General features: G+C 67.1%; 16 protein-coding genes. 4 read left to right on the top strand and 12 right to left on the bottom strand.

What is annotated here, in order from left to right; genetic code table 11:
• Positions 1 to 30: 30 nt before the first annotated feature.
• Complete coding sequence (locus WK25_RS24235) at positions 31 to 2013, bottom strand: hybrid sensor histidine kinase/response regulator (protein WP_069242954.1); 1983 nt, start codon at positions 2011 to 2013, stop codon at positions 31 to 33.
• A 424-nt stretch (positions 2014 to 2437) separates the two neighbouring features.
• Here WK25_RS24235 and WK25_RS24230 point away from each other — a divergent pair, with 424 nt between their 5' ends.
• Positions 2438 to 3415, top strand: coding sequence for a sigma-54 interaction domain-containing protein (locus WK25_RS24230; RefSeq protein WP_236857850.1), 978 nt, complete (start codon positions 2438 to 2440; stop codon positions 3413 to 3415).
• Between the two features lie 51 nt (positions 3416 to 3466).
• Here WK25_RS24230 and WK25_RS24225 read toward each other — a convergent pair whose 3' ends face one another.
• Both WK25_RS24225 and WK25_RS24220 read right to left on the bottom strand, forming a co-directional pair.
• Complete coding sequence (locus tag WK25_RS24225) at positions 3467 to 5266, bottom strand: methyl-accepting chemotaxis protein (protein WP_069242953.1); 1800 nt, start codon at positions 5264 to 5266, stop codon at positions 3467 to 3469.
• A 177-nt stretch (positions 5267 to 5443) separates the two neighbouring features.
• On the bottom strand, positions 5444 to 5701 hold the full coding sequence (locus WK25_RS24220; RefSeq protein WP_069242952.1) for a DUF3562 domain-containing protein: 258 nt from the start codon (positions 5699 to 5701) through the stop codon (positions 5444 to 5446).
• Positions 5702 to 6289: 588 nt separating this feature from the next.
• Here WK25_RS24220 and WK25_RS24215 point away from each other — a divergent pair.
• Positions 6290 to 6706, top strand: a complete 417-nt coding sequence (locus tag WK25_RS24215) for a hypothetical protein (protein ID WP_069242951.1) — start codon at positions 6290 to 6292, stop codon at positions 6704 to 6706.
• A 482-nt stretch (positions 6707 to 7188) separates the two neighbouring features.
• Here the strand turns inward: WK25_RS24215 and WK25_RS24210 are convergent, their stop codons facing one another.
• The 6 genes from WK25_RS24210 to WK25_RS24185 all read right to left on the bottom strand — a co-directional run bounded on the left by WK25_RS24210 (position 7189) and on the right by WK25_RS24185 (position 13512).
• On the bottom strand, positions 7189 to 8124 hold the full coding sequence (locus WK25_RS24210; RefSeq protein ID WP_069242950.1) for a universal stress protein: 936 nt from the start codon (positions 8122 to 8124) through the stop codon (positions 7189 to 7191).
• A gap of 461 nt (positions 8125 to 8585) precedes the next feature.
• Positions 8586 to 9464 (bottom strand): hypothetical protein, encoded by an 879-nt coding sequence (locus WK25_RS24205; RefSeq protein ID WP_069242949.1) that lies wholly within the window; start codon positions 9462 to 9464, stop codon positions 8586 to 8588.
• A 266-nt stretch (positions 9465 to 9730) separates the two neighbouring features.
• Positions 9731 to 10243, bottom strand: coding sequence for a hypothetical protein (locus WK25_RS24200; protein ID WP_069242948.1), 513 nt, complete (start codon positions 10241 to 10243; stop codon positions 9731 to 9733).
• 760 nt (positions 10244 to 11003) lie between these two features.
• Entirely contained in the window at positions 11004 to 12029 is a 1026-nt protein-coding gene (locus WK25_RS24195) for a DedA family protein/thiosulfate sulfurtransferase GlpE (RefSeq protein ID WP_040139780.1), read from the bottom strand.
• A 153-nt stretch (positions 12030 to 12182) separates the two neighbouring features.
• On the bottom strand, positions 12183 to 12689 hold the full coding sequence (locus tag WK25_RS24190; protein WP_040139779.1) for a cupin domain-containing protein: 507 nt from the start codon (positions 12687 to 12689) through the stop codon (positions 12183 to 12185).
• 349 nt (positions 12690 to 13038) lie between these two features.
• Positions 13039 to 13512 carry a universal stress protein gene (locus tag WK25_RS24185; protein WP_059546856.1) on the bottom strand — a complete coding sequence of 158 codons (474 nt, stop codon included), beginning with the start codon at positions 13510 to 13512 and terminating at the stop codon, positions 13039 to 13041.
• Between the two features lie 318 nt (positions 13513 to 13830).
• Here WK25_RS24185 and WK25_RS24180 point away from each other — a divergent pair, with 318 nt between their 5' ends.
• Together WK25_RS24180 and WK25_RS24175 are read left to right on the top strand one after the other, a co-directional pair.
• Complete coding sequence (locus WK25_RS24180) at positions 13831 to 15942, top strand: PAS domain S-box protein (RefSeq protein WP_040139777.1); 2112 nt, start codon at positions 13831 to 13833, stop codon at positions 15940 to 15942.
• Complete coding sequence (locus WK25_RS24175; protein ID WP_040139776.1) at positions 15939 to 16586, top strand: response regulator transcription factor; 648 nt, start codon at positions 15939 to 15941, stop codon at positions 16584 to 16586. The genes WK25_RS24180 and WK25_RS24175 overlap by 4 nt, the downstream gene beginning before the upstream one ends.
• A gap of 72 nt (positions 16587 to 16658) precedes the next feature.
• Here the strand turns inward: WK25_RS24175 and WK25_RS24170 are convergent, their stop codons facing one another.
• The 3 genes from WK25_RS24170 to WK25_RS24160 form a co-directional block, all read right to left on the bottom strand.
• Positions 16659 to 17063, bottom strand: coding sequence for a lysozyme inhibitor LprI family protein (locus WK25_RS24170; protein ID WP_069242947.1), 405 nt, complete (start codon positions 17061 to 17063; stop codon positions 16659 to 16661).
• Between the two features lie 283 nt (positions 17064 to 17346).
• Positions 17347 to 17676, bottom strand: a complete 330-nt coding sequence (locus WK25_RS24165) for a DUF4148 domain-containing protein (RefSeq protein ID WP_069242946.1) — start codon at positions 17674 to 17676, stop codon at positions 17347 to 17349.
• 304 nt (positions 17677 to 17980) lie between these two features.
• Positions 17981 to 18856, bottom strand: a complete 876-nt coding sequence (locus WK25_RS24160) for a PilZ domain-containing protein (protein ID WP_069242945.1) — start codon at positions 18854 to 18856, stop codon at positions 17981 to 17983.
• Between the last annotated feature and the right edge of the window lie 78 nt (positions 18857 to 18934).

Here is an 18934-nt window from a genome sequence, read left to right as displayed (position 1 = left end):
CTCCCGTGGTTGAACAGTGGCCGCCGTACGTCAGTGTCGGCGGTCGTCTCGCGGCGTGTCGACCGGCGATATGTCCGCGATCACGCTTGCGAGCGTCGGCACGTCCACCGGTTTGCACAGATACGCATCGAAGCCGGCGGCCATCACCCGGTTTCGGTCCGCCAAGCCCGCATGGGCAGTCACCGCGACGACGGGCACGCGCCCGCCGCTGTCCGGCAATTGGCGGATGTGGTCGAGCAGCCAGAAGCCGTCGCCGTCGGGCATCGCGAGATCGGACAACACGACGCTCGGATGCTGCCGCGCGATCGCGTCGAGCGCGTCGTGACCCGAGCGCGCGGTAGACACCCGCGCACCGAGCGTTTCGAGCGCGGCCGCGAGACTTGCGAGCGAAGTCGCGTCGTCGTCGACCACGAGCACGCGCTGGCCGTCGAGCGCGACCGCGGTCGATGCGCCGCCGGGCCGACGCGGCTGGACTGTCGGATCGTCCGTGCTCAACTCCGCCGGCAGCGTGACCGTCACGGTCGTGCCGCGTCCGGCGCCGTCGCTGGTCGCCGCGACCTCGCCGCCATGCAGCCGGGCGATGTTGCGCACGATCGACAGGCCGAGGCCGAGCCCGCGTTTCGGCGATGCGGACGCGCCTTCCGGCCGGTTGAACGTATCGAACAAATGCGGCAGGCGTTCCGGGGAAATGCCCTGCCCGGTATCGGCGACCGCCAGCCGCACGCGCGCACCGGCGCGGGTCAGCGACACCGTGATGCGACCGCCTGCCGGCGTAAACTTGATCGCGTTCGACAGCAGGTTCGACAGCACCTGGCGCATGCGCTCGCCGTCCGCCGAGATCACGCAAGTGGGCATTGCGCAGTCGGCCGACAACTCGAGGCCGTTCGCCTCGGCCGTGCCCGCGAGTTCGCGCACTGCGTCGAATACGATGCGCACCAGATCGACGGGCGCCCGTTCGAGCCGCATCCGGCCTGTCGCGAGCGACGACGCGTCGAGCAGATCGCCGACCATCCGCGACAGCGAGCGCGCGCTGCGGTCGATTGCGTCGATCGCCTGGTGCGCGAAACTCTGGCCCTCGACGCTGCGCAGCACTTCGACCCAGCCGTAGATCACGTTCAGCGGCGTGCGCAGTTCGTGCGACACGGTGGCCAGCAGCTCGTCCTTCATCCGGTTCGATTCGTCGGCCTGCACGCGCGCGTCGCGCGCGCCGTGCAACGAACGCAGGTCGCGCCGTTCGTCGCTGCGGCGTTCGTGCGCGTCGCGCAGCGTGATCGACATGCCGGTGCAGTTACCTTGCGCATCGACGATCGGCGATGCCGCGAAGGTCGCGCGAAAGCATGTGCCGTCGTGACGCACGCACAGAATGTCGAGCGGGCCGGTCGTCGCGGGGGCGCGTGCGAACGAGGCCGGAACCGGATGCAGCCGCAGCCAGCGCGGTGCAATCAGCGTCGTGACGTCGCGTCCGGCCACCGACGCGGCGTCGATGCCGAAGATGCGCCGCGCGGCCGGATTCCAGCTGGTGATCCGTCGCGCCGCATCGACGCCGACGATCGCGTCCGGCGACGCGTCGACCACGCGCCGCAGCAGCACGTCGTCGAGCGAGCGCGCGGCGGGCGCCGGCTCGCGGCGCTCGGGAGCGGCGGCGCCCTGCTCGGCGTCGTCAGCCCCATGCAGCCGGTCGTTCGCGAGCAGCGGTTTGACGACCGTCACCAGCACGCACTCGATGAAACCGATCGCGACGAACGCGCCCGCCTGCGCGATCCAGCCCGGCAGCGGCGCGGCCCGCCACCACAACGCGGTGAGCACGGCGATGCTCGCGGCCGTCGCGGCCAGCCCGCCGACGAAAGACGTCAGCCAGGCCGCGGCCGCGACGGCGGCGTAGAGAGGCAGCGGCGCAAATGGCGCATGCACGCCGACCACGCGAATTGCCCACACCTGCAGCGCGGAGGCCACCGCGACGGCCAGCACGACCCATGCGCCCTGCCGATATAGCTCACGGGTAAAGGTCCTCATCGTTTTCCCTGCATCGCGCCGGCGGCCGTTGCTCGACGGCCTGCCGCCCCTGCGGTCGGCATACCGCGAAGCGTGCCGGGCGTGCGAGCGTGCGCGCGCAACGGGCGTGCCCGCAGCGAGTGTGCGCCGGACGAGCAGAAAATCGCGCCCGCCGGCCTGTTAACAGCGCGTGCCGCGCTTCACCGGGTAAATATTGCCGGCGTGTTTCGCGTTTTTATAGGATGAATGTAAAAAGGCAGCGGCACGGACGCGCGAATGCCGAAACGGCATGGCTGCGCGGTAATCGGGGTTTTCTAGGCGCTCGGCGGCCGGCATTGGAAATTTCTATATCGCGGCACCTTCCGCGGCGGTCCGCTGTCGGTGATAAATATTGCAACGAAGGGAGTATGCGGTGCCGATTTTCAAAACCGGGCCGCCAACGCCTATGGGAGAAACCGCAAACCGTCCGAAGCAACGCGGCGACGTGCGCGCGCTGACCGGCCGCTCAGCGGCGATGCGCACGCTGCTCACCCGTATCGAGAAAATCGCGCCGACCCGCGCGAGCGTGATGATCGCCGGAGAAAGCGGCGTCGGCAAGGACATCGTCGCGCGCCGGCTGCACGATCTGAGCGCCCGCTGCAACGGTCCGTTCGTTCCCGTGAATTGCGGCGCGATCCCGGCAGACATTGCCGAAGCGCAGTTGTTCGGCCACGAAAAAGGCAGCTTCACCGGTGCGTTCGCGCAGCGCGAAGGCTTCTTCGAAGCCGCGTGCGGCGGCACGCTGCTGCTCGACGAAATCGCCGAAATGCCCGCGTCGCTGCAGGTGAAGCTGCTGCGCGCGCTCGAGTCGAACACGATCCTGCGGGTCGGGGGCACCGAGTCGATTCCGCTCGACGTGCGCATCCTGTCCGCGACCCGCCATAATCCGGCCGAGGCCGTCCGCGACGGACGCTTGCGCGAAGATCTGTTCTACCGGCTCGCCGCATTCGCGCTATACGTGCCGCCGCTGCGCGAGCGAAGCGGCGACGTCGAAGCGATCGCCCACGAGTTCGTCGACGCGCTCAATGCGCGGCATCGCTCGCACAAACGGCTGACCGACGCGGCGATTGCCGCGCTGCGCGCGTATTCGTGGCCCGGCAACGTGCGCGAGCTGCACAACACGATCGAGCGCGCCTACATCCTCGCGGACGACGGCATCGACGTCGTGCTGCCGGCGCCGACGATGCTGCCCGACCGCACGTCCGACGGTGCCATGGCGCTGCCGCTCGGCGCAACGCTGCACCACGTGCAGCAACGCTTCATTGCGGCAACGCTCGAGCACTTCGGCGGCAACAAGCCGCGAGCCGCCAAAGCGCTCGGCATCAGCCTGAAGACGCTGTACAACCGGCTCGCGCTAATGCGCGACAACGACGGTCACGGTTGAGCATCGCCGCACGCGCGGCGGTGCGGGTAGCGGTCGATCAGCCGATGGAAATCATGCGACCTTGAATTGCCCGACCGTCGTCGCGAGCGCGTTCGCCTGCGTCTGCAACGCGGAGGCCGCCGCGGTCGACTGTTCGACGAGCGCCGCGTTCTGCTGCACCATCTCGTCGAGCTGCGTGACCGCGCGGTTCACTTCCTGAATGCCGCGCGTCTGCTCGTTCGCTGCATGCGTGATCTCGGAGATGATCGTCGTCACGTTCGCGACGTTCGCGACGATCTCGCGCATCGTTTCGCCGGCCTGACGCACCTGCCCCGATCCGGCCGACACACTCGCGACCGTCGATTCGACCAGCACCTTCACTTCTCGCGCGGCCTGCGCGCTGCGCTGCGCGAGACTGCGCACTTCCTGCGCGACGACCGCGAAACCGCGGCCCTGCTCGCCGGCTCGCGCGGCTTCCACCGCAGCGTTCAACGCGAGGATGTTGGTCTGGAATGCAATCCCGTCGATCACGCCGATGATGTCGCCGATCCGGCCCGACGCTTCCTCGATCTTCTCCATCGTCGCTACCACGTCCGACACGACCACGCCGCCGTGCGACGCGATCCGCGACGCGGCGGCCGCGCGCTCGTCGGCCTGCCCCGCGGCGGCGGCCGACTGGCCGACCGTCGCGGTGATCTCTTCCATCGATGCGGCCGTTTCCTCCAGGCTCGCCGCGGCCGATTCGGTGCGCGACGACAGGTCCTGGTTGCCCGCGGCGATTTCGTTCGCGGCCGTGCGCACCGATTCGCTGGCGTCCCGGATCTGGCGCATCACGTCGTTCAGCTTGTCGACGAAGGTATTGAACGAACGCGCGATGTCGGCGACCTCGTCGCGGCCTTCGGCCGGCAGGCGTTGCGTCAGGTCGCCCGTGCCCGAGCCGATCGACGCCATCGCCTGGCGCACCTGCGACAGACGGCGGAAGGCGGTCGTGGTGATTGCGCCGACGATCAGCGACGCAACGCCGACGATCACCACCAGCGTGATCAGCGAAGCCGTCAGCAACGAGCGCATGCCGGCCGTCGCTTCGGATTTGTCGAGCAGCACCAGCGCATACCAGTCGGTGCCCGGCACGGCCTGCGCACGCACGAGCTTCGCGTCGCCGCCCACGTGCACTTCGACCGGCGCGGTGGCCGCGGCCAGCGACGCGACGCTCATCCCGCCGAGATCCGCCGACACGTCGGCGACCGGCTTCAGCGTGAGCTTCGCGTCGGGATGAGCGACGACGTGGCCATTGCTGTCGATCAACATCCCGAAGCTCGCGGGCGTCGGGTGGATCGACTTCACGTTTGCGATCACGCTGTCCATCGCGACGTCGGCGGCGACGACGCCTTTCAGCCCGCCGTCGCGCAAGATCGGCGCCGCGAACGTGACGACGAGGTTGCCGGTGCCCGCGTCGACGTAAGGCGGCGTGACGACCGGCTTGCCGGCCTGTGCGGCCTGCTTGTACCAGGGCCGGCCGGTCGGATCGTAATCGGGCGGGATCCCGGTCGGATCGGAGAAATGGAACGCCTTGTCCGCGTAGCCCGCGTACACGTTCGTGAAGCCGCCTGCTGCGGCCATCTGCTTGAACACCGGCAACGGATCGGGCGACAGCGCGGCATCCTGGAGCGAGGCGATCATCCGGCTTTTGGTCGCGACCCAGTCGCCGATGCCGACCACGTGACCGCTCGCGACCGACGTCAGGTTGCGGTCGATCGCGTCGTCGTTGTACGAACGTGCGATGAAGTAATTGATCAGCGTGGTGGCGGCGAGCGCGAATACGACGATGGCGACGCACGCGGCAAGAATGCGGGTGCGGATGGACGAGAACATGGTGACGACTCGGTAAGGAAGCGCGAATGCGCGGTGGACGAATTCACCGGGTAAACGGCATTTGCGCGCCCGACTTGAGATCGTCGTGACGATTCGATGAAAAGTATGAGGAAACGCGGCCGTGGCTGTACACGTCCTGTCGGCACGCTTTCGCGCCTCGGCCGCGACTCCGGCACATCATGGACGCGGGCGCGTGCCGGCATCCAGGGCGTCGTCGCGCTGCGTTCCGGGCGACGTGTCGCGCTCGCTTTCGTCCTGCCTGCGCATCCGTTCGCGCAGGTGCCGGATCGCGAACACGTGGATGTAATCGTGCACGCGGGCATCGGACGACAACGCGCGGACTTCGTCGTCGAGCATCGTACGCAACTGGTCGGCGCCGATCGCGCGCTGTTCGGCGACGGCCTTCAGCGATTCAAGCAGATTGTCCTGGGACATCAACGGGCTCCTGACGGTCGAGGAACGAAAGGAAACTGACGTTATGGAAGAGTATGGTATGGATCGCCGCCCGGCGTGCGATGCGCCGGCACGTGTTTGCGCACGGTCAACGGCACGTTGCGTGCCGCCGCGCCGATCCGTCGCCGGATCGGCACGCGCGCAGGATTCGCGGCGCACATGGCCGCGAACGACTGGAAGGATTTACCACGCCACCCCGAGGCGCGGCACCGCCGGTCGCGCTGATGATTCAACGTCGCGCGACGTCGATGCACGACGGAACTTAGACCGGCCGAAATCCCGCGTCAAGCGCCGTGCGCGGGCCGGCTTTCGTCAGTTCGAATGTGTCGGATCGCGATGCGCGGCATCGCGCGCCGGCGCTGCCGCGGATGCAGCGGCCGCGGATCCGCACTGCGGCGTGTCAGCCGATTCCGATAGCCGGCACGCAACGGCTGACAGCGGCTTCAGCGCACGCCGATTGGCAGCGCGATCTTCGCGGCGGATACTGGCGACATGAACGATGCGTTCATACCGGTCATCGCTCAGCCGGCCATCGAGCCGGCGCGCGGGGTCCGGCGCAGGAGACCAATCATGTCACATCGCTACTTCCCCGCCCCGGACGGACAGCGGCGCGCACGCGCGGCGTCCGCTTCCGCGACGCCTGCCGCTGTCCGCCCGCCAGCGGACCTCGACGCATTGCTCGCGCTCGCGTGCGAAGCCGGCTTGCTGGTCACGCTCGACGGACAGATCGGCAGCGAGAAATACCAGAGCGTCGCGGGGTCGGTATTCGCGCTGCAGCGGTTCGCCGCCGCACTCTGCGCGCGTGCCGGCGCGGACGCGTCCGCGTCCGTCAAGCCGACGCCGCGCCGCAAGACGCGCCCCGGCTGGCCGCGACTGCGCAATCGCACGCCGCTCGGCCGAGGACGCCTGCGCGGCGTAAGCCGGCACGCTCGCGCAACTCGCGGCGCCCACTGCCGACGCGAGCTTCGCGCGCTTCGCGCCGCGTAACGGCGTGACATCCGGCAGGCGCGGCACGGGCGGCATGCCGTGCCGCCCGGCCATTTCCGCGCCGCTGGACGCGCGCCGAATGCGACGGTATCGCCGAGTCGTCCATACCGGTTGACGATCGCGGCTCACGTGCCGCGACGCGCCGCTACACGCGACGACATCGCTACAAAAATATCCTGCGAGGAAAGTGGTTTGCACGGGGCCAGGAAAGCGGACGGGGTGCGATGCACCCCGTCCGTTGTCCAAGGCAGCCGCCGGCTGCCTACCCTCGTGCCAGAGAGTTCATTGACCGGCTCACGTACGGTGCGCGGCCCGGCGCCAGAAGACAACCGAATCGCCGCGGCACTGAATGATTGCGATGCGTTCCGATGCGAGCGGTGCTCCGCGCGCACCAGCGCGTTGTGCCACTGTGTCACGTGATGCGCGCAGCGTTTCTGATGCAGGTCAAGCAACGTTCGCTTTGCTTGATCCGCCGCAACACTTCAATCGGCGCCGCGCACGAGCAGCACCGGCACCTGAGCGAGATGCGCGAGCCGGCGCGCGACGCTGCCGATCAGCCAGGCTGCGATGCCGCGGCGGCCGTGCGTGCCGACCACCAGCAGTTCCGCGTGCCAGTGCACCGCTTCGCGCATCAGCGCATGAGCGACGTCGTCGCTGGTCGGACGGGTTTCGACGATTCCGCGCTTGGTGGGGTTCCCGGCCGCATGGAATAGCGGCGCCACTCGCGCGAGCGCATCCTCGCCCTCCGCGCGATACGCATCCTCGAGGGCGCGCACCGGCACGATATCCGTCAAGCGAACCGCACGATCGACGACGTAGGCTGCGTACAGCAGTGTCGTCGGCGCAGCGAAGCCGAGGCCGACGCGCACGGCGTGCAGCGATGGCTCGCTGCCGTCGACCGCGAACATCAGGCGTTGCAGCGGGCCCTCCGTCGGGCGCGCATAGCCGGCAGGCACGATCAGCAGCGCGCAGCGTGCGCGTGCGGCCAGCGTGTCCGACATCGCGCCTTCGACGAGCCGCAGCAGGCCGTGGTGCGGATTGGCGCCGACCACCAGCACGTCGGCATGCCATTCCGACGTATCGTTCGCGAGTGCGTTGGCCACCGTACCGCCGGTGATCGACGTATCGATAACGACCTGCTCGATCTCCGCGCCGCTGTCGGCGAAGAACCCGGCGGCACGGGTGAGCGTCGCCTGCGCTTCGCGCGTCATGTCGTCCCGCGCTGCGCTCAGCAGCGCGTCGATGCGCGGAATGTCGGGCAACACGAGGCGCGGGTTGTCGATCCCGCAGACGATGCGTACGCGCATGCCGGGACGCAATAGCGTGCACGTGTAGCGGATCGCGGACAGCGACTCCGGCGTCGGGTCGACGGCAAGCGCGATTCGTGCGAGCGCGGGAATGGTCGAAGTGGATTGCATGGCGAAGGCCTCGTTGTGGACGCGTCGTCGCGGAGACGACCGGAACTTCGCGAGGATGCGGCCGCGCCGGCCAGACAGCCGGCGCGGGCGCGCGAATCGGCGGATGACCGCGCGAAGCGCGGACCAGCGATTCAAACAGCATATGACGTCGGGCCAACACGTGCATGATCGGGATCAAACACCGGTAGGCCGCGCTGCAAGGCACGCGCATGTTCCATGCGTCCGGCGCAGCGCGGCGGGCGTCGACTCGATGGTTTATTACGGCCAGACCGGGCGAGGCGGTGCGCGCGACTACGAGCGACTACCACGCACACGACGCCGCGCTGCACGATTCACACCTGGCCGATCGCGAGCGCGACGCGCATGTCGAGCGAGACCGTACTACCACGGCAGTCAGCGCGAGAAAGCCGCGCCCGACGTCCGGCGCTCGCGGCGACCGATTGATTGCGCCGCGAACGCGATCACGTGCACGAAAGCACCACGACGCCCCCAATGGTGTCACTGTTCGGCAGCGTGGCCGTGTAGCCGACTGCGATCAACGGCCGCGTTGCGTCGTGCCCGACCACTACCGACTGGAGCAGCAACTGCCCCGTAGTCGATGCCCCGTTCAACGGCGCCTGCGTGCTCGTCAACGTATATGGCCTGTCCATCAGGTTGATCGACAGGGTCAGGTTGTTGAGCGTGCGCGTCGCGAGATCGACCGTAGCGGAACTCGTTCCGAGCGTGCCTGCCGCGCCGCCGTCCGCGTTCGCGACCGTATCGGCGAGCAGTTGGGTGCATGCCAGCGTGCCGCTCGTCGCCTGCAACGACAACGGCGTGCCGACCGCGTAGTGGACGCCTTGCTGACTGGTATAGGTGTTGCCGTCCGTATCCATCGCCTGATTCCAGCGGCCGATCGCGACATCGGTCCCCACGCTTTGAATCTCCGTTACGGCGCCGTGGTCGAGCCCCAGGCAGTCGGTCTCCGCGGCCGACGACGCAAGCGCCGTAAATGCGCCCCCTGGCTGCTGAAGCTGACTGGACGCGGGCGCGTTCGGCGCGGTGAAGTTGCGGTTCTTCGCATAGGCGGCAGGCAGGCTGGGCACGACCACGATAGCCAGTTGGCCGTTGTTGGCGGCGATCTGGGATGCCGAGCCCGAATAGGTGAACTTCCCGCTCGGCCGACATGCCGTCTGAGTAGACGGTTGGGAAGGCTGCGGCGATGAAGGCGTCGCGGTCGACGCAGGAACGGCCGCGTCCACGCTGGCCGTGTTGGCGTCGTCGCCGCCTCCACATGCCGAAAGCACCGCCGTGACAAGCGCTGTTGCCATCAGGCTGGGCAAACGTACTGATCGATTCATGATATAGCCCCTCGAATTATCCCGATCTAATCGGGATTTGTTGATAAAACAGCTTCTTCGTACTGCAATTGCGGACGTCCACGCGAGCGGCCGCCGCGCGGGAATCTACCGGAGATTTGCCTGGGAAAGCAGGGAGTCAGCGCTGCGCTGACGGCTGAAACCCCATCGACGCGCTAGCCTTCGGGCGGCGATCGTCAGGAACAGATAGAGCGCAAGCGTGCCGGTAAATTCGGCGGACACCACCAGCGCCAATGAAAACGCCGATGTCAGCAGGAGCGCTGCGCATGCGATCCCTTGATTGATCGACAACACCCGCTCGCGAAAGGACGATTGCGCTTTGCTGGATGTCTGCGATCGCTGTCCAGGTCCCACAGATCGTTGCCGATGTAGGTCGCCGACGTGCCGAGCGACATCGACAAGAACGCCAGTGCGAGTGTGCCAACCGTGTCCGCATCAAGGAATGCGAAGGCGGTCAGCAGTGGGACGAACAGCAAAAGATTCTTTAGCCATTGATGAACGATTTTTCGGCCGCTCTCATGTTCGCGGGTGTGGTAGTCGACAAGCGGCTGCCGATATGGAAGTGTTTCCGGTCGAAAATCGGCGCACGCTGCGACCTTGGCCTTAAACGCCGCGGGGCCGCCCGCGAGCCAGAAAGGCAGGCGCAGCAGGTTTGCAGGCTTGTGCTTGACGACACGTATCACTGATTCCGTCAGGGTATCCGATACCGTCAACGTGCCGTCCAGATCGACGACGAGCGGAAGCTTCCTGGTCTCTCGCATTTTTTATGACTTAACCTTAACCGACCGGACCGGTGATTTCACTTACCCGAACTGATCGATCATTCTTTTAACCCGCATTCAGACGAATCTTTCAAACAATCGGTCCGAAGTTGCGATATCCGACGCAAGAATCTGAGTACTTTTTTACATTGCTCATTAAAATATCGAACGAACCCGACAAGTTCGACGTTGCCTTTATGCTATCCGGCTGCCGCCGGGATCGTCGTTCGCGATCATATCAGACGCGCAGCATCCGATTTTATGAGATTTACTTTCTCACAAAAGATTTTTAAACTGATCTGCTCTGGACGATCGTGCCCGCAAGAGATCTTGGCTTCGGGCACACATCATGCCGAGCACACGCTTCCTGGCTGGACAGCTTCGAGGGGCTGAGCTATCGGGATAAAATGGATTATTTCCGGGGCGACTTGATTTATTGTATTTATCAATTCAAATCGAGGTCGCGACTTCTCCGCCATTCGATGCGGATGCACTTCTCCAGTGGCAGTAAAAATTGAAGACGCCGAGAACCGGTGCGCCGGCCTCGATTACGTGCCAACTTGAGACGCGATGCTCTTTGCCTATCCGCCAAGGTCGAATTGCGAGATATTAGGCCGACATCGCCGAGAAATCTGCGACACGTTACTTCACGGCAACATGTCGAAACGGCCCGCGGCCGCAGCCGCGCGACGGCTTGACGCCGCCGCGTATGCACGATAGCAACGTACGCGTGCCGATAATCGGTAACTACGCCGCGGCATCACTTCGACAACGTCGCCCTCACCGTATATTCGCCGCCGAGCGCCGCATGCTCGGGCCGTACGAAATACCGCGACGAATCCAGATCGGCCGGCAGGGGCTCGACCGGATAACCGTGTTTCTCCCACGCATCGAGCCCGCCTTTCAGCGCCTTGATGTTGTGAAGCATTTTCTTGCGCTGCATCTTCGCGATGAGCCGCTTCGCGGTAGCCTCGTTCGGGCACACGCAATACACGACGATCGGCCGCTTCAGCAGCTCGGGATCGAGCAGGTCCGGCGAATCGAGATCGACCGGCACCGCGCCGGCGATCCGGTACGGTTCGCGTTCGCGGATCGCACGCGGCCGCGCATCGAAGATCAGCGGCGGCTCGTTCGACGTCATCATTTCGACGAGCTGCGGCGGCGAAATGCGCACCTGCGCGAGGTAGCGGCGGAACTGCACGCGGCGCACCCAGCGGTACAGCAGGAACGTAATGAAGATCGCGAGGAATGCGTCGAGGATCGTGCCGCCGCTCGCGCGCACCCATAGCACGAACTGGACGATCTGGTCGTGCACGGCCGCGCCGCCGATGAGCCAGAACGCGGCCCACAACGAAGCCCCGGCCAGATCCCAGAACAGGAACACGCCGACGCCGATCGCGGTCGTGCCGAGCAACGGTGCCGACACCAGCCCGAGGCCCGGAAGGAACTTGGAGAGGACGAGCAGCGGCGCGCCGTATCTTTCGAAAACATTACGCGCGAAACGCAGCGTGGTGTCGAGCGACAACGAAAAACGTACGAGCCCGTTCAGTAGACGCCGGCCGCGGGTGCGGCCCATGAAGAACCACAGCGAATCGGCGAGCATCGTCGCGCCGATCGCCGCCGCAAACATGCTCGCCCAGGATGCCTGCCCCATCGCCGCCATCGTACCGCCGAGAATGAGCATCGGCACGGCCGGCACCGGCACGCCGAGCTGCGTGATCAGTACGCTCGCGAACACGGCCCACGGGCCGAGCGACGAGGGAATCGCGATGGGAAAGTGCCACACGGCGGCGCTCCTGGAAGACATGCGGACCGTGCGACGGGGGCGCCGCCGATACGGCTGGCAGCGATCGCCGCGGCACGTCCGCGCCGACCCTGCACCATGCTGCATTCTAAACGGGTTTGGCAGGGACCGCGCGGAACGGTCGGCTTGCTGCGCCTACGCGTCGCCGCGCTGCGCGAGGCCTGCGACGTATTCCGCGTACGCGGGGAAGGCGGCGGCCAGCGCCGTCGCGTCAGCCAGCTCGAATTCGGCAAACTCGAATCCCGGCGCAACGGTGCAACCGACGAGCGCGACATGTTCCGGCGACGCGCATCGTGCGCCGAACCAGCGTCCGGCCGGCACGACCGCCTGGAACACGGTGCCGGGATGCGTGAGCGGGTTGCCGAGCCGGTGAATGGTCAGACCATCGTGTTCGTCGAGCACCCACACCTCGAGCGGATCGCCCGCGTAGAAATGCCAGACTTCGTCGGAACGGATCCGGTGCCACGACGAATACGCGCCGTCGCACAACAGGTAGTAGATCGCGGTCGACGCCGCGCGCGGCGCACCGTCGGCAGGACGTACGACCGAATCGGTCGCGCGATAGGTTTCCCGGAAATAGCCGCCTTCGGGATGCGGCTGCAGGTCGAACTGGCGAATCAGGTCGGCGGCGGAAATCGGCATGGCGGATGATATCGGTAAAGGGAAAGCCCGGGCACGCGGCGGATAGCCAGGCCGATCGACAAAGCGATCGGCCGCCGTCGCTTGCCGCTGTATCGATCGCCGCGGCCATGCGCGCGGCGACGTGGATCGCACGCAACGCGGCGCGCGACGATGATGCGGATACCCGGCCGATGCTGCCAGAACTGTGGGCCGCGATGCAACCGCCGCGCCCGATCGTGCGTTGCGCATGCGCCGCATGTGCGGCGTGCATATCCTTTTCGCAGGCGCTGCGCGCCACCGCACGCGTCATCTGCGCGCAGCCGACGGGCCGCGCACCGCAAGCGCAGCCCGCGGCACCGACTACCGCGCGTCAGCGCGCCCGTGCCGCCGCAACCGGCTCATCGTGCCGCACCAGCAACACGGGCCGGTCGGCCGCGCGCAGCAGCGATTCCGCCACACTGCCGAGCAGCAACCGACGCAAGCCGTGCCGCCCGCTCGTCCCCATCACGATCAGGTCGGCGTCAGCCTCGGCCGCGGTGCGCATCAACACCGCCGCGACGTCCTCGCCATACGCGTCGAGCGCGCGCACGATGCCCGGCACGTGTTGCTGCGCGAGCACCGCTTTCGCGTCATCGAGCACGGGCGTCGCCGCGTCGACGGCCGACACGTCGCCGTCGTGTTCGGCCGCAAACCCCGCATCCACATCGACGAGTTGCGGCCTGCGTTCGACGACATACGCACACGTGACTTCGCCGCCGGACGCCACCGCGATCCGAATCGCCTCGTTCAGCGCGAGACGCGCACTCGGGCTGCCGTCCAGCCCGACGAAAATCCGCTTGTACATTGTTCGCCCTCCGACCGGTCACCGATCGCGCACCGGCGCGACGGTGAACCTCCACCGCGAGCCAACCCGATGCCGGCTCGCCTGCCGAACAGTCTGCCCCACGCCCCGGCGCGTGCGTTGACGCGCGTCAATCGCTGCCGGAACGCCCCCTGCTCCGCCCGGCAAGCGCATTTTTTGCTGACCCTATTACAAAAAACGTGTAAAGCGCGCACAATTTCGTCTTCAAAACAGACTTCGCATGCGGCCTGTGCGAGTTTTCCCGGCTTTGCCGCGCTGCCCCAGTGCCACGGGCGGTCCCGACATCAGAATGGCCATCGAATGAACGCTAGTGGAACCCCGTCGCGTGACGCCCGAGGGCCCACGCGCTTCCAGCCCATCTTACGCCAGCCGCTCGCGGCCGCTGTCGTCACGCTGTTCGCCGGCGCGGCGCTGTCGCTCTGCGTCGCGCTGCTCGTGCGCGAACAGTGGCAAGGCGCCGTCCATACGCGCTTCGAACGCCGCACGACTCACGTGACGGCGATGTTGCGCCACGAACTGCAGGCGGGCGTCGCTGTCCTCAAGGGCGCGCGCGCCACATTCGCGCTCGCGCCGCAGATGACGCCGGATCAATGGCGCCGCTACGCGGATACATTGGATTTCGACAGCGGACGCTCGCCCGTCCGGCAAATCGGCTACGCGCCGTTGTCGCCGGCGGCCCGCGCCGCGCTCGGCGGCAATGGGCCGCTGCCAGCCGGCCCGCTCGCGGTCGCGGCGCTCGCCGCGCCCGCGGCCAACTCGCCCGGCGTGCGCTTCGGCGCGCAGGACCAGGCCGCGCTCGCGCAGGTGCTGCGGACCGGCGATGTGGCGCTCGGCATTCATTCGACGGACAACGACACGTCGCGCGACACGCGCACGCTCATGCTGTTCCTGCCCGCGGCCGCGGCCTCTCGCACCGCCGTCACGCCTGTCCGCGCCGCTGAATCCGCTGCCGACGGCGTGCTGTTCGCGGAAATCAGCCCGAGTCGCATCGTGGAGCGCGCACTCGATGCGGAACGCGGGCTCGACCTGCGGCTGAGCGCGGGCGACGATCCGCACCCGATCGCGAGCGCAGAGGCGACGACCGACGAGGCGTCCGCGTCGCCCGACCTGCTGCGGCGCACCGACCAGCTGAATTTCGGCGGCACGATACTGACGCTTGCCTATTCCGCGGACGGCCGGCCGAGCGCGACCGGCGCGCAACGCGCGGCGGGCACGGTGCTCGCCGCGGGCCTGATCGCTTCGTTCGCGTTCGCGGCGCTCGTCCATGCGCTGCTGCGCGGGCGCGCGGGCGGCGCCGACACGGGCGCGAGCAGCCGCGGCATCCTCAACGAGGCGCGGATGATGGGCATCATCCGTTCGTCGATGGAAGCGATCATCACGATCGACGAGAAGCAGACGATCGTGATCTTCAATCCGATGGCCGAGCAGGTGTTCGGCGTGTCGGCGATGGAGGCGATCGGCGCGCCGCTGTCGCGCTTCATCCCCGAACGATTTCGCGCCGCGCATGCGAAGCACGTCGACCAGTTCGGCGTGACGGGCGTGTCCGAACGGCAGATGGGCCGCCAGCGTGTGCTGTTCGGGCTGCGCGGCAACGGCGAAGAATTCCCGATCGAGGCGTCGATCTCGCAGATCCGCGACGCATCCGGCAAGCTCTATACGGTGATGCTGCGCGACATCACCGAGCGGCAGCGCGCGGAAAATGCGCTGAAGCAGTCGCGCGAGGAACTGCGCGAGCTCTCGGCGAACCTGCAGAACGTGCGCGAGGAAGAAAAGACGCGCATCGCGCGCGAACTGCACGACGACCTCGGCCAGCAGCTCACCGCCCTGAAGATGGACCTGTCGGTCGTCGAGCAGCAACTGCGCGCGCCGGCCGACGCACGGCCGGGCGACGGCGTGCTGTCGCATCTGCAAGGCATGCGCCGGCTGATCGACGCGACGGTCGCGTCGGTGCGCCGGATCGCCGCCGATCTGCGGCCGGTGATGCTCGACGACCTCGGCCTCGTGCCCGCAATCGAGTGGCTCGCGAACGACTTCACGAACCGCTACGGCATCGACGTCGAGCGGCACATCGAAACAGGCGGCCTCACGTTCACCAGCGCGGGGGCGACCACGCTGTTCCGGATCGTCCAGGAGGCGCTGACGAACGTCGCACGCCACGCGGACGCCACGCGCGTTGCATTGCGGCTCGACATCGAAGACGGCGTCTGCGTGCTGCGCGTCGCGGACAACGGCCGCGGCGCGGCGCCGGGCGGCGCTGCGCACGAGGACAAATCGTTCGGCCTGATCGGCATTCGCGAACGCGCGCACATGCTGGGCGGCAGCGTGACGATCGACACGGCGCTCGCGCGCGGCTTCTCGATTACCGTCGCATTCCCGCTCGCCACCGTTCAACAGGAAACCACCCTCACATGATCAAGGTGCTTATCGCCGATGACCATACGCTCGTGCGTGACGGTCTGCGCCACATTCTCCAGAACGCCACCGGATTCGAGGTCGCCGGCGAAGCATGCGACGGCGCGTCGACGATCGCACTGGTTCGGTCGGTGCCCGCTCAGGTGCTGGTGCTCGACCTGTCGATGCCCGGCCGCAACGGCGTCGAACTGATCAAGCAGATCAAGGACGAGAAACCGGCATTGCGCGTGCTCGTGCTGACGATGCATGCGGAACAGCAGTACGCGGTGCGCGCGTTCCGCGCCGGTGCGTCGGGCTATCTGACGAAGGAAAGCGCGAGTGCCGAACTGGTCGGTGCGGTGACGAAGGTTGCGACGGGCGGCGTCTACGTCAGCCTTGCGATGGCCGAGCAGTTCGCGCAGAGCCTGAACGAGCCGGCGGAGACGCTGCCGCATCAGCGGCTGTCCGATCGCGAATTCGACGTGTTCCGCCGGATTGCCGCCGGACAAACGCTGACCGAGATCGCGCAGGCATTATGCGTGAGCGCGAAGACGGTCAGCACCTACAAGACCCGCATCCTGGAAAAGATGCAGATGCCGCACGAAGCGGCGCTGGTTCGCTATGCGATGCGGCACAAACTGCTCGACGAAACGGACGACGTATAAGCGGTCGGGCCGGCAAACCGTTTCGATCGCGCCAGCCGCGCAACATGCGATCGGCCGGATTCGCTCCGGTCTTTACTTCGCCGGAACCGGGCACGCGAGATCGCCTTCCTCGCACGACAAATAACCCCTCAGCGTTTCGTTGCGCGTCTTCGTCAGATCGTCGAGGCAGGTCGACACGACCATTGGATACACGGTGCCGCCTTCGGCATTCGCGCTGGAGAAGCTGCATTCGGCATCGCGGTACGCGATCCATGCGCGCTGCGCATTCACGAGCTTGTCGGCGAGCGGCTTTGCGCCGCGCAGGCGCGCGATGACGGCCTCGTAGGTGCGGTTCAGTTCCGCGTCGGATTTCTTGTACGCACGATCGGCACACGCCGTCAGCGTCGTCTGGTCTGTCGCGTTCGCGCAATTCGCCTGCGCATGGGCAAGGTTGGCCGTCAGCGCGAACGCGCACAGCAGGCCGGTCGAGACACGCATGGATGCTCCTGTTTGTTTTCGTTGAAGTCGTGGAACGTGGTGCCGGGCTTGCGCCGCGCCTCGGCGCGCGGCGTTGCGAGCGTGCCGGCGCTATTCCAGCCGGCGCGGCCGCCGTCGCTCGGCGATGCCGACCGCGATGCTAGCGCACGCGCGGGCAATTGTCAGCCGGCGCGCCGCCGGCCGCAGATGCAAGAAAGCCCGCACTCGACACGCGAATGCGGGCTTTCCGGTTTGGCGTCACGGGCGGCCGTCGGGCCGCGCGGCAAACAGCTTGGCGGCCGACTTAATTACCGAAGTAGACCGACGAGCGATCGGCGGCGGCGGGCACCGCCACGCGCTGCCCCGACTGCGACGCCGCGACCGGGTTCGAGCCGTAACCCGTTGCATCGGCTTGCGCGCCGGTGTTCTGTGCGGCGGCGATCTTCGCCTGGGCGGCCTGGATATTTTCCGGATAGTTGATCCAGTCGTTCGGGTTGTAGCCGGCCTTTTCGAGCTGGACCAGTTCGGCGCGCACTTGGGCGCGCGTGAGCGGCTGCTGGTTCGATTGGGCAAACGAAACGACCGGTGCGGCCACCAGAGCGGCCAGTGCAACTGCCTTGATCAGCGATTTCATGATGCGTTACCTCCAGATTGTTTTGTCAGGCGCTTCCGACTCGGTCGTCGTTGCGCATGAGTAAAAGTCTAGGCGGCACCGCTATCAGGGTAAATACTTAAATCGCAAATTCACTGTTGACCGAATCCGTACAATTGCCGCGCATTCGGCTAAATCATCAGAAGATTATCTCGGCATCCGCATCCAATAGGCGGCGGCGCGTCTGCGCGGGCCTGCCGGCGTCCGCAGAGCAAAAAATTGAGCCGCAAACCGGACCGCAGAAAGCCGGCGCGTGCCGCCGGTTCCGCGGTGTTTGAACGAGGCTTCAGCCGATCCGCTCGGTATCCGCCGCCCCGGTGGACAGGTCGAACAGCAAGGCCTTGAGGCGAGTCCGTTCGGCCGCAGCGGTGTCGCCGAAGGCCACGTGATGGAGGGTCCAGCCCGGTGCAGCCGGGTCGGCATGCGCCGCGCGGACCGTAGCGTCGAGCGTCAGCAACGCGACACGATCGCCGTCCGCATACGGCAGCTGTATGCTCAACGGCTCGCCGGCCGCCGCGAGCGGGCTATCGACCGCGACCGACAGACCGTTCAGGCTCAGGTCGCGCACGATTCCGATACCGTCGGCGGACGTTCGAGCGCCGCTGCACCAGGCAGCGATCCGGACCGGCACGCGCGGCTCGGCGCGCGTGCGCAACCGGTCGACAAAACCGGGCCGCGACAGCACCAGGAAAGGCGCCCCGCCGGCTGCGTGCACGGCTTCGACCGTCGCACCGAAGCGCGACACCGCCGAGCGGCCGATTGCGACCGCCTCGACGTCGTCGCCGCACGCAAATTCCAGCTCCACCGCAGGCTGCGGCTCGACGAACAGGACGCCGGATGCGCCCACTCCGATCAACCGGCACCGTTGCAGCGCGCGCGTGGCGCCGACGCGCCGGCGGATCCCGATCGCCGCACCGGCCGACAGCCCCAGGTGTCGGGCCGCCGGCACCGGATCGTGCGCGGTTGGGCCGGGTTCGGCGTCGTCGCGTCTGCGAACGGGCCTGAAGTGGTCGAACAGGAGCGCATGCTGGGCCGGATCGCGCAGCACCGTGCCCGCAGGCAACAGCGCGGCGCCGCCCGCGTCGTAGAGATCGAAGCGGAGCGGGACGCCTGCACAGACGTCATCGCGCGCAAGCGCGACATGTTCGTGGATGAGCCGCATCGGAATGGCGCGGAGCGACCGCGCGGGCTGTCGTGACAACGGTATTACGGCAGCATCGCGCGAAAGCTGAACGGTTCG

The sequence above is a fragment of the Burkholderia latens genome, from assembly GCF_001718795.1.
GTDB classification, from domain to species: Bacteria; Pseudomonadota; Gammaproteobacteria; order Burkholderiales; family Burkholderiaceae; genus Burkholderia; species Burkholderia latens_A.
Note: the sequence above shows the minus strand (reverse complement) of the source record. Positions and strands in the feature narration are given on the sequence as shown.